This window comes from Rhodococcus sp. MSC1_016 (genome assembly GCF_023667485.2).
GTDB classification, from domain to species: Bacteria; Actinomycetota; Actinomycetes; order Mycobacteriales; family Mycobacteriaceae; genus Rhodococcus_F; species Rhodococcus_F oxybenzonivorans.
Window position 1 is genome coordinate 3,317,000 of the sequence record NZ_JAMOZI020000001.1, and the last position, 16,938, is coordinate 3,333,937.

Sequence of the window (16,938 nt, forward strand, 5' to 3'; positions counted from 1 at the left end):
GGCGCTTCGCGCCCGTGCGCCTTTTTGGTAGCTGGAGCAACCAGAAAGGCGCACGGGCGGCGGAGCCGCCTACCTGGCTGCAGCGATGCGGGCCTCGGCGACGGCGTCGGCTGCGGCGCCGGCGAGGATGCCGTTCCGTCGGGCCGTGTCGAGGATCTCTACGACGGTGTCGAAGATCTTCTCGACCTGCGCGCGGACGTCGGCTGCCGGGGTGCCGATGCGTTCACCGGCCACCTGGATGATGCCGCCGCCGTTGGCGACGTAGTCGGGCACCCAGGTGATGCCGCGTTCGCCGAGGTCGTGTTCGACCGCGGGGTGGGCCAGCTGGTTGTTGGCGGCACCGCAGATCACCTCGGCGGTGATCGCGGTGACGGAGGTGTCGGTCAGGGTGGCGCCCATCGCGCACGGCGCGTACACGTCGAGTTCCTGATCGATGACGCTCGACGCCACCTTCACCTCGGGGAAGTCGCGGACCACCCGGTCGAGGGCGGCGGCGTTGACGTCGGTGGCGACCACGGATGCGCCGTCGGCGAGCAGCAGCTTGATCAGCTGGTAGCCGACCTTGCCGGTGCCCTCGACGCCGACGGTGCGCCCGGCGAGGCTGGGGGTCCCCCACGTGGCCTGGGCGCCGGCCTTCATGGCCTGGAAGACACCGAGCGCGGTCATCGGCGCGCTGTCGCCGGATCCGCCGGCGGACGTGTTGCGTCCGACGACGTAGTCGGTGGCGCGGCCCATGACGTCGAGATCGTCGGAGTTGGTTCCCACGTCACCGGCGGTGATGTACCGGCCGCCGAGGGTCTGGACGAAGCGGGCGTACGCCTCGAGCAGCGCTTCCGACTTGCCGGTGGCCGGGTCGCCGATGATGACGGCCTTGCCGCCGCCGAGGTCTACTCCGGCGATCGCCGACTTGTAGGTCATGCCCCGCGACAGCCGCAGCACGTCCTCGAGCGCGGCGGCCTCGTCGGCGTACGGGTAGAAGCGGGTGCCCCCGAGGGCAGGTCCGAGTGTGGTGTCGTGAATCGCGACGATCGCCTTCAGACCGGTGGCGGGATCCTGGAAGAACGTGACCTGCTCGTGTGCCGAGTCGGCGGGAAAGTCGGTGCGTCCGAAGACACCAGCCTTCTCGGGCAGCGCAGTATCGGTACGTTCGACGGTGAGAGTCATCTTTTCTCAGGACCTTTCCGGAGTGGTGATCGTGATGGCTGAGGTGTCGACGCCGAGTTCGGCGAGACGCTGGAGGTAGACGGCGACATTGCGGAGTTTCACGTCTTCGTAGCCCCGCACGAGGTCGGGTGCTGCGGCGATCTGAGCGGCGGTGTCGTAGTTCTCGGCGGTGAGATCGGCGATCAGTTCGCTGACCGTCGACTCGTAATGCGCGAGCAGTTGACGCTCGAGCCGGCGGACCTTGGCGTAGCCGAACGGGTCGAAGGCGGTGCCGCGCAGGAACTTCGCCTTGGCGAGGGCTTTGAGGGCGACGTGCGAGCGCGGCCCGAGTCCGATCTTGTTCTTGCGGCCCATCGCCTTGAGGACGGGCGGATGCAGCTTGTAGGTCAGCTTGCCGGCGCCGGGCACCTCGCCCGCTGCGGCGTCGAGGAAGGCCTGGTCGGTGAGCATCCGGGCCACTTCGTACTCGTCCTTGTAGGCGGTGAGCTTATGCAGCCCGGCGGCGACGGACTCGCTGAACTCGGTGCGGTCACCCAGCTCGCGCTCGGCGTCCCATGCCTGCTGCACCAGGGCGATGTAGCGGGCGGCGACCCGGTCGCCTTGGAAGGCAACAAGGTTGGCTGCGCGGCGTTCGGTGAGCTCGCGCGTCGTACCGCCGAGGGTGGACCCGGCGAACAGGTGCGTCGGGACGACGGTGTCGCTGCGCTGCGGCACGGCGGCCGAGCTGGTGGCGGCGAGGAAGGCCTCCCGGTCGGCGACGGCGACGCGTCCCCAGTGGAAGGCGGCCTTGTTGGACTCGACGGCCACCCCGTTGATTTCGAGGGCTTCCTCGATGAAGCGGGCCGGAACGGGAAGTCCGCCGGCCTGGTAGGCCGCGCCGACCAGCAGGAAGTTGGCGGCGGCGGTGCTGCCGAACAATGCGGTGGCGGCGGCGAGCCCGTCGATCGCGGTCAGTTCGCGGGCCGAGACGTCGAGACGCTCGAGCAGCTTGTCCTCGTCCGGATAGCGGACGGCGGGGTCGTAAACCATGTCGCCGGTCGGGGTCTGGCTGGTCGATGCGACGGTGATGGTGCGCTCGGAGCTGCCGTATCCGGCGTACTTGGCGTCGGCTGCGGTCAGCAGGTCGAAAGCGAGGACGCAGTCGGCGGTCGCGGGGCTGATCCGGTTGGACGGCGCCGAGCTCCCCGAACGCGTCTTCTGATCACTGAGCCGCAGGTGCGACGTGACGGGTCCGGCCTTCTGGCTGAGACCGGTCTGGTCGAGTCCCTCGACGTGCAGCCCGGCACGCAACGCGGCCATGCCCAGCACCTGGTTGACGGTGACGATGCCGGTACCACCGACACCGGCCATGAACAGGTTGTGCGTTCCGGTCCACACGGCGGGATCGGGGTCGCCGACCTCCGGCGGAACCGGGATCTCGCGCAATGTCTTCGGCGCGCCTTCCTCGGGCAGCTCGACCGTCACGAACGACGGGCAGTCGCCCTCGAGGCAGGAGTAGTCGGTGTTGCAGCTGGTCTGGTCGATCTTGGTCTTGCGACCGAATTCGGTGTCGACGGGCTGCACGGACAGGCAGTTGGACTTCACGCCGCAGTCACCGCAACCCTCGCAGACGGCCTCGTTGATGACGACGCGGGTACGGCGGGCGGGCAGCTTGCCGCGCTTGCGCTTGCGGCGGGCCTCGGCGGCGCACTGCTGATCGAAGATCAGCACGGTGACGCCCTCGACGTCCCGCAGGACGCGCTGCGCCTCGTCGAGACGGGTGCGGTCCCACAGCAGCGTGTTGGCCGCGAAGCGGGCACCCCTGTGCCGCTTGGGGTCCTCGGCGCAGACGATGATCTGCTTGACGCCCTCGGACGCCAGCTTGTGGGTCAGCTGCGGCACGGTCAGCCCGGCCTCGGCGTCCTGCGCACCGGTCATCGCGACGGCGGAGTTGTAGAGCACCTTGTAGGTGATGTTGACGCCGGCGGCGACGCACGCCTGCACGGCGAGCTGACCGGAGTGGAAGTAGGTGCCGTCGCCGACGTTCTGGAACATGTGCGGGACGTCGGTGAACGGGGCCTGCCCGATCCACTGCGCGCCCTCACCGCCCATCTGCGTGAGCATCGTGACGGAGCTGTCGGTGCGACCCGACATGGTGACCAGCGTGTGGCAGCCGATGCCGCCGCCCGCGATCGATCCCTCGGGCACCGCGGTGGACCGGTTGTGCGGGCAGCCGGAGCAGAAGTACGGGGTGCGCGATGTCGGGAGGACGGTCAGCTCGAGACGCGGCGGCGGCGCCGGCGTCAGCGCGACCCGATCCTTCAGGACGCGGCGCAGCGGCCCGGTGAGGCGAGCGGCGGTCAGTTCACCGTCGACCGGGATCAGGTTCTTGCCCTGCGCGTTCTTCTTGCCCAGCACGGCGGGAGCGCTCGCGGCGCCGTAAAGGATGTCCTTGAGCTGCGACTCGACGAACGGCATCTTCTCCTCGACCACGAGGACCTGCTCGACGCCGTCGGCGAGTTCGCGAACCTTGTCGGCCCCCAGCGGGTAGGGCATGCCGACGCGGAGAATGCGGATGCCGGCGTCCTCGAGCTGGGAGTCGCCGAGCCCGAGGTCGAGCAGGGCCTGGCGCAGCGAGTCGTAGGCGGTGCCGACGGCGGCAATGCCCAGCCACGCGCTGCGCGGGTTCACCTCGATCCGGTCGATATCGTTGGCGGCGTTGAACGCCTCGACCATCGCCCAGCGCGGCCCGTAGAGGTCGGCCTCGGCGTAGACACTGTCGGGCGGGGACGCCAGCACGCGCTGCTGATACGACCACGGCCTGCCGTTCCACTCGATCTCGGGGAGCACGATGTCGAGGTCGGCGAAGTTGCGGTCGAGGGTCCAGAGTCCGTCGGCCACGTCGGCGACGATCTTCATGCCCGACCAGCAGCCGGAGATCCGCGACAACGCCACCCCGTAGAGGCCGAAGGCGATGACCTCTTCGGCGTTGCGCGGGAAGAACACCGGCATGCCCATCGCGGCCATCGACCGCTCGCTGGCGCAAGGGATGGTGGAGGACTTGGCGTTGGGGTCGTCGCCGACCAGGACGAGGACACCGCCGCGGGCGTTGGCGCCGTACATGGCGGCGTGCCGGATGGAGTCGCTGGCGCGGTCGAGACCGGGACCCTTGCCGTACCAGACGCCGACGACACCGTCGTGGGTACGCTCGCCGGCGGGAAGGTCCACCTGGCTGCCCCAGACCGACGTCGCGGCCAGTTCCTCGTTCATGCCGGGCACGAACTTGACGTCGTGATCGGTGCTCAACGTGGGGATCGCGGCGATGGTGCGGTCGAGGCCGGCCAGGGGGCTGCCCTGGTAGCCGGAGACGAACGTTGCGACGTTCAGTCCCGCGCGGCGGTCGCGTTCGTGCTGCTCCACCAGCTGGCGGGCGATGGCCTGGACACCGGTCATCAACACCGGGCCCGAGTCGGCCCGGTATCGGTCGGCGAGATCAAAGGATGCTGCACTGGTACGAGCGTCGTCTAGCTGAGTCATCTGCGATTCCCGATCCGTCGCGTTGAGCATTTCGTGAGCTTGATCCTGTATCTGGTCTAAGATTTGGTCAACGCAAATCGGATCAACTGATCAGTTCACGCAACAGGTGACGGTCGTCACTTCCCGGAGGTGCCCAAAGTGCTCAGCATCGACAAGCTCGACGTGCAGTTGCTCGGACTGCTCGGCAAGGACTCACGCATGAGCGTGGCCGAACTCGCCAACTCGCTGGGCGTCGCCCGCAACACCGTCCAGTCCCGGATGAAGCGGATGGAGACCAGCGGACTGCTCACCGGCTTCCGCCCCAACCTCGACCTGGCTCAGGTGGGCATTCCGATTCAGGCCTTCGTCGGACTCGAACTGGAGCAGGGCAAACTCACCGCGGTCGGCAACCGGCTCGTCGATCTGCCGGAAGTCATCGAGATTCATGCGACCACCGGCCGCGAGGACCTGCTGGTGCGCGTGGCCACGTCGACGCACGCCGAACTGCAGAAGCTGCTCGAGAAGATCGCCAATCTCCCCGGGATCACCCACTCCACCACCACGATTGCCCTGACCAGCCCGCTGCCGTATCGGATCCAGCCGTTGCTCGAACACCTCACCGGTGAGTCCGGTTGGGGTCGATCCACGGCCCTGCCGCGTTCGCAACGCTAGGACCGGTGCAGTAGTTTCAGACCATGAGTGAGAGTCAGGGACGGATCGCGTTCATCCAGGCCACGTGGCACCGCAACATCGTCGATCGCGCCCGCGACGGCTTCACCGACGAGGTGGCCACGCTCGGGTACTCGAAGGACCAGCTGGACTTCTTCGAGGTGCCGGGCGCCTTCGAGATTCCGCTCCACGCTCGCCGCCTCGCGCTCATCGGACGATACGACGCCGTCGTGGCGGCTGCGCTCGTGGTCGACGGCGGAATCTACCGGCACGAATTCGTTGCCACCGCCGTGATCGACGGCCTCATGCGGGTGCAGCTCGACACCGATGTGCCGGTGTTCTCGGTGGTGCTCACCCCGCACCACTTCCACGAGCACGAGGAGCACCTCACCTTCTTCGGGGAGCACTTCGTCAAGAAGGGCGCCGAGGCCGCGCGCGCCTGCGTCGCCACCGTCAGGTCTTTGAAGGCACTGCCCACCGAATAGCCCTGCTACCTGCCCGGCACTTGTCGGTGTTGAAGGTAGAGCAACCAGAACACCGGGGCGCCGACCACACTCGCGACGGTGGCGAAGACGCGCAGTCCGACGTCTCCCTCGCCGAAGGGGGCGATCAGCAGGACCAGCGTGCACACGATCGCGCCGATCAGGCGCCAGTGAGTACCGAGGAATGCTGCGACCCGCGCCCAGACGGTGCGGGCGACGGAGAGCACGGGCGACGCCTTGCCGGGCGCCTGCGCCTGCGATGGTGCCGACGCCACCGCAACCGCCGAGTGACGCGCGGCGGTAATCAACTTCGGAGCGTGGCTGCCCACCGGCGGTGTCTCGCCGTCGGGCTCGCAGCGAAACAGGGCGATGCCGAGTGCCTCGGCGTATTCGACGGCGTCGTCGGTGTATCCGGCGGCCGCGAAGTACAGAAGGTCGCGGCCGGAGCTCGTGCCGCGGGCACCGTAGAGATTCTGCAGATCCGCCCGGTCTGCGCGTCCGCCGCGCCATTTCACCTGCGCATAGGCCCGCGCCGAATACACGTCGATACCGCCGTCCACACCACCGAGCAGCGCGGTGGCGTCGTGGTACCCGAGTCGCTGCATCTGCTCGGCTGCGTTGACCTCTGCTTCTGCCGCCGTGCGTATGCGTGCCATGCCATTCCTCCCCCACAACTCGAAAACAGTCCTTCCTGTCGACGGTACCCGGACGTTCGCCCAAATCAGCTATCTGCGGGCGAACGTCACAGCCAGACCTCCGAGTTGGCGGGCGGTGCAGCGGTTTCCACCGAAGTCGCGGATCGTGGAGGTAGACAGCGTGAGAACCAGGAGTGGTGAGAATGAGCTGGTGGCATGACCGGCGGTGTTCCGTTACCCAGGACGCAGCGTCCAGTAATTAGCTGGTAACTACTGAGCAATACGGCAGGTGGAGGATGGGGGTCGAGACGGTTCCTCCCTGGGCCGCTCGGGCACTCGCTGAAGGAGTTGTTTCCCATGACGGATGCACGATCACACGTCGAGCAGTCGCGCCCGGTCCGCCTCGAGGACCGGCGCTGCGAACCGGCCGGCGCGGTCTCGACCACCGACCTTGCTGCCGTCGTCGACGCGCTCACGGGCGAGGGCCCCGACGATAACGTCGATTTCTGAGCGCTGCTCTGCGCGTTCGGGTGTCAGGAACCCTTGCCGTAGTCGACACTCAGCCAGTGTTCGGGCCGCATGCGTATGAGGACGGCACTGGCTGCGTCGAAGGACTGCTCCACGAAGGCGTCGACCTCGTCGGCGGGGAGGTACCGGGTGGCGAGGCCACGGATGTCGTCGGCAGTCGGTGACTCGTCAAATGTGGCGGGACCTTCCACGCTGACATACCGATACGGCGGCGCCTCGTCCTGGGCGACGAGACTGTACCGACCCGCCGCCCGGATCAGGCGTTCTTTCAGCGATCCCCGCCCCGTCCACACATAGACCTCACCGCCGGGTTCGTAGCCGTACCAGATGGGAACGGCGAGAGGCGCACGACCTTCCCTATCGACCGCGATCACGCCCACATGGAGTGCCGCGAGGAACTTTTCACGATCGGCTTTACTCATGGTCATCTCGGACACGTCGTGCTCCGATCTACTCGATTCGCTCGGATTCGCCGGTGCAGGCAACAGCACCAACTCGCGACGATACGACGGTATTCCTCGCTGTGAGCGGTAAACGAGTCCCTGGACTCCTCAACCACTCACGGGCGGAGCCTCGGCGGCGGTGCGCCGTGCGGCAGGGTGGGGCCGATCGCCGTGAGCGATCCGGCGATTCGCCCCTTCCCCCATCCGAGTTTTTCCCGGTAGCGGCCGATGTGCTCGTCGGCGATGTGCTGACCGTCCGGCAGCGGAGTGGACCGGGGATCGACGTAAAGGGCGTCGACGGGGCAGTACGCCTCGCACATGAAGCAGGTCTGGCAGTCGGATTGGCGGGCGATCGCCGGAACCCCCGACTCGGTGCGGTCGAAGACGTTGGTGGGGCATGCGTCGACGCACTTGTCGCAGCCGATGCACGCCTCGGCCAGCACCACCTCGATCACGAAGCCACCTGCAGTTCTGCACCTTTGAGCGATCCGGCCGCGGTCCACACTTCGTCCAGGCCGCCAGTGAGGATGTGATGATGCTGGGCGGGGTCGAGGTCGGGGAAATCGGCTCGCTTGCTCATGCCCCGCGTTTCGGTGCGTGCCAGCGCCGAGTGGTACATCCAGCGGCCGACTGCAGTGATCGCCGCCGCCTGCCGGGCCCGGACCCGTTGGTCACCGGTGTCGGCGCCGAGGCCCGAAGACACCGCCGTCCACAACGACTCCAGTTCGTCGAGGGCACCCTGCACGCGTCCTCCGTCACGCAGCAGATTCTTCTCGTACGGGAGCAGTTCCGCTTGCGCGGCCGCCACGACGGCCGGGGCGTCCAATTCGGATCGCGACGTCGGCCGCAGTCCCGCTCGGCCCACCGCCCGGAGTTCGGACGCGCGAATCCGGCCGGCCGAGCGAGCGAAGCGAGCGGCACCCGTCCCGGCCCAACTGCCCGACGACATCGCCCATGCCGAGTTGTGGCTGCCACCACCGGTGAATCCTCCGCAGATACGTTCCCGGGTAGCGGCGTCCCCGGCCGCGAACAATCCGGGAACCGTGGTGGCGCAGCTGTCGTCGACCACCTCGATGCCGCCGGTTCCTCGCACGGTGCCTTCGGCGAGCATGCTCACCTCGAAGCGGTCGGTGAACGGGTTGATGCCCCGACGATCGAACTGCAGGAAGAAGTTGGGCTGACCCAGTCGCATCTGTCGCTGCACCACGTCGTCGGCGCGGTCGAGCTGCGCGTAGACCGGTTCGGACAGCAACGTGCGCGCTATCACCGAGCGACCCTTGGTCGAGCCGGCACCCTCGAGGACGCTGCCGTCGGCGCGGAAGAAGGTGGCGTAGCCGTAGTAGGCGGTCTTGGTGATGGTCGAGTTGGCGGGCACGATGGCGTAGGCGTTGGAGAATTCCATCCCGGAGAACGTGGCCCCCACCTCCGCCGCCATCAGCGCACCGTCCCCGGTGTCGACGTTGGTGCCGAGCGCGCGGGACAGAAACGCGCAACCCCCGCTGGCGATCACGACCGCGCCGGCAGCGACGCGATAGTCGTGGTGATCCTGACGCTGGTATCCCGCCGCGCCGCGTACCACGCCGTCGGCGTCGATGAGGAGCTCGAGCGCCGGTGAGTGGTCGAGGATCCGGACGCCCGCCCTCTTGATCCACGCCCGCATCCGGCGCATGTACTCGGGTCCCTGCAGTCCGGTGCGGATCTGCTGTCCCGTGTCGGGGTCGACGGGGAACGGGTACCTTCCGTCCTCGCCGAGAAGGTTCATGTTGACGTATGTCTGGTGCAGGACACGGTCCATCCACTGGTGGTCGGCGAGGTGACCGCCGAGCGTCTCGCGGCTGGCCTTCGCCTTGGCGCGCTCTGCCGGATCGGGCTGCACGTACCAGACCCCGGTTCCCGAGGGTGCCGTCGCACCACTCGTCCCGCAGTACCCCTTGTCGACGAGGACGACGTCGGCGCCGGACTGGGCGGCGCGCAGAGCCGCCCACGCACCGGCGGGCCCACCGCCGATGACGAGAACGTCGGTACTCAGGTCGAGAAGTTCGGTCATGAAGGACACTCCTGTCGGCGCGGACATCTGCCCCTCCACGCTTCACCACGACCGCGGCCGCCGCCATCGTCAGAATCAGCGTGAACCGAACAGGCGGCTCCGCCGCCCGTGCGCCTTTCTGGTAGCTGGAACAACCAAAAAGGCGCACGGGCGCGGAGCGCCTAGGGCCCCGGGTCGAGGAGTTCAGCGAGGTGCATCGACGACCTCGACGGCGCGAGTTGCCGGACCTGCATGTGGCAGCTGAATCCGTCGGTCAGGACCGCGGCCTCGTCGGGGGTCGCGCGTAGGGCCGGGGCGAGGGCTTGTTCGGCCACCTGCATGCTGACGTCGTAGTGCTCGTCCTCGAATCCGAAGTTCCCTGCGACGCCGCAACATCCGGTCGCTTCCCGCACCCGCGCCACACCTACTGCCTGGAGGGACTTGCGCTGGGTGGCCGCACCGAACACCGCGTACTCGTGGCAATGGGTCTGCACGGTGACGTCTTCCGGAAGCGCGGCGCTCGGTTGCCACCCCTCCGCGACGCGGTCGAGCACCGCACCGGCGAAGCTCTGCACCCTGGCCGCGACGCGTCGTGCGGCGTCGGTGTGGACAAGTTCGGGCAGATCTTTGCGCAGTGCCGCAGCACAACTGGGTTCGAGGACGACGATGGGACGATCTGTGCCGTCGTCGAGCAGCTCTGCCGCCTTGGTCAGGGTCTTCTTGGCACGATCGAGTTGGCCGGTCGAAATCCAGGTCAGGCCGCAGCATGCGTCGCTGCGACACTGGGAACTGAGCCCCGCCTGCTCGAGCACCCGCGTGGCCGCGCCGATTACCTGCGGCCGGAAACCCCGCGTGAAGGTGTCGGCGAGCAGCACGACATCCGCGGTCGTGTTTCCCGACGTGCTCCCGACCTCGCGTCGAATCTGCTTGCGCGAAGCGAACTCCGGCAGTTCTCGGTGTGGTGTGATACCGCCCAGGCGGGCAGCCATCTTCGCGAGCCGTCCGGTGGTGAGTTTGTTGACGACGGGAGCCGACCGTTCCGCGGCCCGCAGCCACACCGGCAACCAGCCGAGCGAGTAGTGCGACAGTGGACGGATCCGGCCGCGGTAGTGGTGGTCGAGGAATTCGGCTTTGTAGGTGGCCATGTCGACACCCACCGGGCAGTCGGTGGAGCACGCCTTACAGGACAGGCACAGGTCCAAGGATTCCTTGACGTCCTCGGAGGCCCAGCCGTCGGCGATCGTCGGCGAGTTGCGCACCATCTCCTGGAGGGCACGCGCCCGGCCGCGGGTGGAGTCCTTCTCGTCGCCGGTCGCCCGGAAGCTGGGGCACATCACGCCGCCCGTCGACGCGCGGCACCGCCCCACGCCGATACAGCCCTGCACCGCATGGACGAATGGGGCGACGGGCACCTCACTGGTGGGTGTGAGGTCGAAGCTGGTCTGCCAGGGTCGTGGGTCGACGCCGTCGAGCGCGAGACTTCCGAGCAACGGTTCCGGATCGACGATGCTGCCCGGATTGAGCAGTGCGGCCGGATCCCAGAGCTGTTTGAACCGGGCGAACGCCGACATCACGGTCGGCGAGTACATGAGCGGTAGCAGCGACGAGCGTGCGCGTCCGTCGCCGTGCTCCCCCGACATCGAACCGCCGAAGCGGACACACAGTTCCGCCGCCCGGTGGATGAACCGCGACATGACGTCCCGGCCTTCCTCGGTGCGCTGATCGAAGTTGATGCGGATATGCATGCAGCCGGCACCGAAGTGGCCGTACATCACTCCGGTGAGGTGGAACTCGGCGAGAAGCGCCTTGATGTCCACCAGGTAGTCGGCGAGTTGCTCGGGAGCGACCGCGGAATCTTCCCATCCGGTCCACGACTCACCGCCCTCGACGAGCCGCGCGGACAGCCCGGCGCCGTCCTCACGCACTCGCCACAGCGACGCGCGTTCGGCGGGATCCGCGACCACGCGGGCGTCGACGAGGCGTCCCGCCGCCCGCAGCTTGGACACCAGTTCGGTGCCGCGCCTCTCGACCTCGGCGGAATCGTCCCCGTCGAGATCGACGTACAACCACGCCGAGCCTTCGGGAAGTCCCACGACGGAGTCGGCGCCACGGAGGTGACGCATGGTGTCGACGATCGCCGAGTCGATGCCCTCGATCGCCGCCGGTGCGTACGCGAGGAGCATCGCATTGTCTCGCGCCGCGTCCACCAGGTCGCGGTAGCCGAGGCACAACAGCATCGCCGCCGGGGGCACCGGCACCAGCGCCACGGCGGCGGCCACGATCACCGCACACGTTCCCTCGCTGCCGACGAGGGCGCGTGCGACGTCGAAACCATTCTCCGGCAACAGGTTCGCGAGATGAAATCCGGACACCTGTCGCGGGATCCGACCGAGTTCGAGCCGGAACTCGCCGAGGTGACTGTCGGCCAGGTCCCGCAGCCCGGTCCCGATCCGTTCCGCTTCGGCCACGGCGGACGCGTCGTCGGGGTCGGTGGCGCGGACACCGTTCCGGGTCGCGGTCAACCGATGTCCCCCGGCGGTGACGAGGTCGAGTGCGATGACGTGGTCCGAGGTGCGCCCGTATCGCACGGAGTGGTTGCCGCAGGCGTCGTTCCCGATCGCACCACCGACGGTGGCGCGGGACTTACTCGACGGGTCCGGGGCGAAGGTGAAGGCCCCGTCCGTCGCCAGCTGGACCTCTTTCTGCAGGTCCGTGAGCACGATCCCGGGTTCGACGACGGCGGTGCGCGCGGCGGCATCCACCGAGTGGACGGCGGCCATGTGCCGGGAGAAGTCGAGGACCACTCCCCTGCCGATGGCGTTGCCGGCGAGCGAGGTACCGCCGCCGCGACTGGTGATGGGTATCGCGCGCTCGGTGCATGCCCGGACTATCGACACCACATCGTCCACGGTGCGGGGAAACGCCACGGCCAGCGGCGGCACGCGGTAGTTCGAGGCGTCGAAGGAGTACTCGGCCCGCCTGCGCGACCCGGTGTCGAGGTCGATGCCCCGCGCCGCCAGGTCAGCGCGGAGGCCGGCGGCAACACCGGTCAGCTCAGCCACGCGTGTCCTGTCCCTCCGTCTCGAAGTCCCGTCCAGGAAGCGTAGTCGGCAAGGCCATGGCTACATGGTCGAGTCGCGCCCTGAGATTGTCAACAATCACACGATAGTGGATCGAGCGTCTGTAGCGTGGGTCGAGGCCGCGCACCACGCGACGGTTCACAAGAGGTGAGCGTTCTGAACATCAGCTCAGCACACGATGCCCGTGCCGTGCGCGTAGGCGGCGCTGCGTGGGTACTGATTTCGCTGTACTTCGTCGCGGAGGTGGTCACCGCAGCAGCGTGGCCCAGACGGTACGAGGCGACTACCGACTCGATCAGCAAGCTCGGTGCCACGGGATGTGACGGATCCGCGTCCCAACTGGCGGTCGCCCGAATCTGCTCACCCCTCCACGCGCTGATGAACGGCGCTTTCGTCATGACCGGTGTGCTGATCATCGTCGGTGCCTTCGGATTGCGGGGATTCCTCCCCGCTGGGCGGCTGCGGGTGACCGCCCTGGCTCTACTCGGGCTGGCCGCACTGAGCGCGGCACTGACCGGACTGGTGCCCATCAACGTGGACGCCGACCTGCACCAGATCGTTGCCACCCCGACATTCGTGGCCCGCAACGCAGCACTCGCCTTCCTCGCTGTGGCGCTGCTCGAGCGGTGGCGAGGATTCGCCGTATGGACGGGGTCGTGCTGCCTCGCGGGAATGCTCGGCACCATCGCCATCGTCGTCCCCGGCACGTCGTTCGGCACCGCCGAACGGCTTGCGTTGTACCCCTTCACCCTCTGGGTGGTCAGCGCCGGAGTCGCAGCACTGGTGGTGAGCCGGGGCGTCGACTCGCGGCGTGTCGAGCCTTGACCGCCCGTTTTCGACCGAGAAGGGTTGTATCTACCGTGCTCTCCCGTCCCGTGTGACCGGCAGGTACGGCTCCAGTCATCGAGAGGACAAAACCAATGTCTGTTGTAGTACGACACCACGCTTCAGGGATGACGGCCGATCAGTACTCCGCGGTTGCCACGCCCACCACCGATGCGCTCCGGAATGCCAGCGGTTTCATCGCCCACTACGCATTCGCTGAGGGTGACGGCATGACGGTTTCCGAGATCTGGGAGTCCCAGGCCGACCACGACAAGTTCTTCGACGAGGTGATCCGCCCGAAGTTGCCGCAGGAGATCCCGCCACCGGCCGTGTTCGACGTGATCAACACCATCACCCCCTGAGGCTCTGCGCCTACCGAATCGCTCGAAGAATGAGTGCTGCAGACTGAGAACATCGCGATTCTCCTGAGGAAGTGAGAACAGCATGTCTCTGTTCGTCGTGGAATACACCTACAACCCGGAGACGTCGTCGCGGCGTGACGATCACCGGGGTGATCATCGCGGCTGGATCGCGGAAATGATCCGGCGGAAGGTGGTGCGTTCGACCGGTCCCCTCGCCGACGGCACGGGCGCCTTCATCATTGCCGATGGGCCCGACGAAGAAACGGTCACTCGACTGTTCCAGCAGGATCCGTTCGTTCAGGCGAAACTCGTGTCGAACATGCGAGTCAGCGAATGGCATCCGGTGATGGGCGAATTCAGCGAGTGACCCGATCGGCGTGGTCGGCGGTATCGGACCGGGCGCGGTAGCGTCGGCCACCGACCACCGTCGACCGCTGGAAGGGACCGCATGACCGAGCCACTATCGGCGCCGCAGCTGAAACGCCGACTGGGTGTGTTCGACTCGGTGGTGATCGGCCTCGGGTCGATGATCGGGGCCGGCATCTTCGCGGCGCTCGCTCCGGCTGCTGCCGCGGCGGGCGGCGCGTTACTCTTCGGGTTGGCGGTCGCAGCCGTGATCGCCTACTGCAACGCCAACTCCTCTGCCCGCCTGGCGGCGCTCTACCCCCAGTCCGGGGGGACGTACGTGTACGGCCGCGAACGGCTCGGCCCCTTCTTCGGATATCTGGCCGGCTGGGGTTTCGTTGTCGGGAAGACTGCTTCCTGTGCGGCCATGGCCCTGACCGTCGGCGCCTACGCCTGGCCGGGTTACGAGCACGTCATCGCGGTCGTCGCCGTCGCGGTGATCACCGCGGTCAACTATCTGGGTGTTCAGAAATCGGCGTGGGCCACCCGCGGAATCGTGTTCTTCGTCCTCGCCGTCCTGGCCTTGGTCGTGTTGCTGTGCCTCACCGCCACCGACACGGGTTTCGACGGCCCGGTACTGACCCGGGGATACGGCATCACCGGTGTTCTGCAAGCGGCCGGCTTGTTGTTCTTCGCCTTCGCCGGGTACGCCCGTATTGCGACTTTGGGTGAAGAGGTTCGGGACCCGCGCCGGACCATCTCCCGGGCTATCCCCCTTGCGCTCGCCGTCACCCTGCTCGTGTACCTGCTGGTCGCGGTCGCGGTGTTGACCGTCCTCGGTCCGGACCGGCTGGCCGCAGCGACCGACCCGCTGGCCGAGGCGGTCGCTGCGGCCGGATTCGCTGGTGCCGAGCCCGTGGTGCGGGTGGCCGCCGTGATCGCCGCACTCGGTTCGCTGCTCTCGCTGATCCTCGGCGTATCCCGCACCACGTTCGCGATGGCCCGCGACGGAAACCTGCCCCGGTTCCTCGACGCCGTCCACCCGCGGTACTCGGTACCGCACCGCGCCGAGCTGGCCGTGGGAACCGTCGTGGCTGTCCTCGCCGCGACAGCGGATCTGCGGGGCGTCATCGGGTTCTCGTCGTTCGCCGTGCTGGTCTACTACCTGATCGCGAACGCCTCTGCGTGGACGTTGTCTGGCCAGCTATGGCCCCGGCTCGTCGCGGCGACGGGTGCGGCCGGATGTCTGATCCTCGCCGCGTTCCTTCCCCTTCCCTCGGTGGTGTGGGGCACCGTCGTCCTCGGTGTCGGCGTCGCCGTGTACTGGTTACGGGCCCATCCCCCTCGAGGTTGAATGGTCTTGGCGGGATGCCTCGCAAAGCGCGCACGAAGTGGTGACCGAGGCGCCGAAGCCGACGGCACTGAAGTGAGGACGACCTCGTGACAACTGCGGTAGTGGTCGGCAGCGGGCCCAACGGGCTCGCTGCCGCCATCCACCTGGCCAGACAGGGGGTGTCGGTGCGGGTCCTCGAGGCCAAGGACACGATCGGTGGCGGCACCCGCTCCTCCGAACTCACCCTCCCGGGCCTCATCCACGACGATTGCTCGGCGTTCCACCCCACCGGGGTGGCTTCGCCCTTTCTGCAGTCGCTCGGTCTGGGCGACTACGGACTTCGGTGGCTGTGGCCGGAGATCGACCTGGTCCACCCCCTCGACTCGGGATCGGCCGGGGTGCTGTGGCGTGACATCGACCGCACCGCCGCGAACATGGGTGAGGACGGCAAGGCCTGGCAGCGGATGTTCGGCCGGCTGTCGACGTCGTTCGACGAGCTGACCGGTGACGTGTTCCGTCCGATCGCGCACTGGCCTGCACATCCTCTGCAGCTCGCCAAATTCGGCGTCAACGCGCTCGTCCCGGCGGCGTTGACGGCCCGCCGGTGGAAGCGACCGGAGACACGAGCACTGTTCGGCGGGGTGGCGGCGCACGCGTTCAGTTCGCTGCACACCCCGATGAGCAGTTCCGTGGGTCTGATGCTCACCGCCGCCGGCCATGCGTACGGGTGGCCGGTCGCCGAGGGCGGTTCCCGGTCGATCACCGACGCGATGGCGTCACTGCTCGGCAAGCTCGGCGGCACCATCGAGACCGGGGTGTACGTGGATTCGCTCGATTCGCTGGGCTCACCGGACCTCGTGATGCTCGACGTGGCACCGCGTGCGGTGCTGCGAATAGCGGGTGATCGGTTGCCGGGCAGGGTCGCCCGCGCCTACCGCCGATACAAGTACGGGCCGGCGGCCTTCAAGGTCGATTTCGCCGTCGACGGCCATGTTCCGTGGACCAACGAGCACTGCCGCGCGGCGGGGACGCTGCATCTCGGCGGAACGTTCGAAGAGGTCGCCGAGGCCGAAGGACAGATCACGCGGGGTGTCATGCCCGCGAGGCCGACGGTGCTCGTCGGGCAGCAGTACCTCGCGGACCCGTCCCGCTCCGCTGGGGTTATCAACCCGATCTGGGCGTATGCGCACGTCCCCCATGGGTATTCGGGCGATGCCACGCAGGCGATCATCGACCAGATCGAGCGGTTCGCACCCGGGTTCCGGGATCGCATCGTGGGGCAGCACGTGCGCTCGGTGGCGCAGATAGAACAGTACAACGCCAACTACATCGGCGGCGACATCGGAGTGGGCGCCAACACCGCACTGCAGATTGCGATGCGGCCCCGCATCGGCCTCGACCCATATTCCACCGGAATCCCGGGGGTGTACCTGTGCTCCTCCGCGACCGCGCCGGGGGGCGGTGTCCACGGCATGTGCGGTTTCAACGCAGCCCAGTCGGCGCTGAAGCATCTCGAGAACTGATGGTCATAACCGCGGGCGAGCTTCCTCA

Annotated in this window: 15 protein-coding genes; 8 read left to right on the forward strand and 7 right to left on the reverse strand. The window is 67.8% G+C overall.

The features are described 5' to 3' along the window. Positions 1–69: 69 nt before the first annotated feature. Both L1080_RS15335 and L1080_RS15340 read right to left on the reverse strand, forming a co-directional pair. Entirely contained in the window at positions 70–1,164 is a 1,095-nt protein-coding gene (locus tag L1080_RS15335; protein ID WP_250770285.1) for a Glu/Leu/Phe/Val family dehydrogenase, read from the reverse strand. Positions 1,165–1,170: 6 nt separating this feature from the next. Continuing rightward, entirely contained in the window at positions 1,171–4,680 is a 3,510-nt protein-coding gene (locus L1080_RS15340) for an indolepyruvate ferredoxin oxidoreductase family protein (RefSeq protein WP_374433553.1), read from the reverse strand. Positions 4,681–4,818: 138 nt separating this feature from the next. Between L1080_RS15340 and L1080_RS15345 the strand changes: the two genes are divergently transcribed. Further along, a complete protein-coding gene (locus tag L1080_RS15345; protein WP_109328528.1) occupies positions 4,819–5,331 on the forward strand; it encodes an Lrp/AsnC family transcriptional regulator in 513 nt (170 codons plus the stop codon). Positions 5,332–5,354: 23 nt separating this feature from the next. Continuing rightward, the gene (locus tag L1080_RS15350; protein ID WP_159921032.1) at positions 5,355–5,813 is read left to right on the forward strand and encodes a 6,7-dimethyl-8-ribityllumazine synthase; all 459 of its coding nucleotides are present in this window, start codon (positions 5,355–5,357) and stop codon (positions 5,811–5,813) included. A gap of 5 nt (positions 5,814–5,818) precedes the next feature. Here the strand turns inward: L1080_RS15350 and L1080_RS15355 are convergent, their stop codons facing one another. Beyond that, entirely contained in the window at positions 5,819–6,466 is a 648-nt protein-coding gene (locus tag L1080_RS15355; RefSeq protein ID WP_159921030.1) for a restriction endonuclease, read from the reverse strand. Between the two features lie 336 nt (positions 6,467–6,802). Here L1080_RS15355 and L1080_RS15360 point away from each other — a divergent pair, with 336 nt between their 5' ends. Then, on the forward strand, positions 6,803–6,955 hold the full coding sequence (locus tag L1080_RS15360; RefSeq protein WP_250770292.1) for a hypothetical protein: 153 nt from the start codon (positions 6,803–6,805) through the stop codon (positions 6,953–6,955). A 23-nt stretch (positions 6,956–6,978) separates the two neighbouring features. Here the strand turns inward: L1080_RS15360 and L1080_RS15365 are convergent, their stop codons facing one another. From L1080_RS15365 to L1080_RS15380, 4 genes are all read right to left on the reverse strand, one after another. Further along, on the reverse strand, positions 6,979–7,395 hold the full coding sequence (locus L1080_RS15365; RefSeq protein WP_284707866.1) for a pyridoxamine 5'-phosphate oxidase family protein: 417 nt from the start codon (positions 7,393–7,395) through the stop codon (positions 6,979–6,981). A gap of 137 nt (positions 7,396–7,532) precedes the next feature. Continuing rightward, positions 7,533–7,871, reverse strand: a complete 339-nt coding sequence (locus tag L1080_RS15370) for a 4Fe-4S dicluster domain-containing protein (protein WP_250770294.1) — start codon at positions 7,869–7,871, stop codon at positions 7,533–7,535. Next, on the reverse strand, positions 7,868–9,463 hold the full coding sequence (locus tag L1080_RS15375; RefSeq protein ID WP_250770298.1) for an FAD-dependent oxidoreductase: 1,596 nt from the start codon (positions 9,461–9,463) through the stop codon (positions 7,868–7,870). Before L1080_RS15375 ends, L1080_RS15370 begins: the two co-directional genes overlap by 4 nt. Positions 9,464–9,624: 161 nt before the next feature. Next, complete coding sequence (locus tag L1080_RS15380) at positions 9,625–12,504, reverse strand: FAD-binding and (Fe-S)-binding domain-containing protein (protein WP_250770302.1); 2,880 nt, start codon at positions 12,502–12,504, stop codon at positions 9,625–9,627. Positions 12,505–12,669: 165 nt separating this feature from the next. Between L1080_RS15380 and L1080_RS15385 the strand changes: the two genes are divergently transcribed. The 5 genes from L1080_RS15385 (at position 12,670) to L1080_RS15405 (ending at position 16,910) form a co-directional block, all read left to right on the forward strand. Beyond that, positions 12,670–13,347, forward strand: coding sequence for a DUF998 domain-containing protein (locus L1080_RS15385; protein ID WP_250770306.1), 678 nt, complete (start codon positions 12,670–12,672; stop codon positions 13,345–13,347). 128 nt (positions 13,348–13,475) lie between these two features. After that, positions 13,476–13,709 (forward strand): hypothetical protein, encoded by a 234-nt coding sequence (locus L1080_RS15390; RefSeq protein WP_236603434.1) that lies wholly within the window; start codon positions 13,476–13,478, stop codon positions 13,707–13,709. An 82-nt stretch (positions 13,710–13,791) separates the two neighbouring features. After that, a complete protein-coding gene (locus L1080_RS15395; RefSeq protein ID WP_159921020.1) occupies positions 13,792–14,076 on the forward strand; it encodes a YciI family protein in 285 nt (94 codons plus the stop codon). Between the two features lie 81 nt (positions 14,077–14,157). Further along, on the forward strand, positions 14,158–15,408 hold the full coding sequence (locus tag L1080_RS15400) for an APC family permease (RefSeq protein ID WP_250770309.1): 1,251 nt from the start codon (positions 14,158–14,160) through the stop codon (positions 15,406–15,408). Between the two features lie 86 nt (positions 15,409–15,494). Then, on the forward strand, positions 15,495–16,910 hold the full coding sequence (locus L1080_RS15405; RefSeq protein WP_250770312.1) for a phytoene desaturase family protein: 1,416 nt from the start codon (positions 15,495–15,497) through the stop codon (positions 16,908–16,910). Positions 16,911–16,938: the final 28 nt, after the last annotated feature.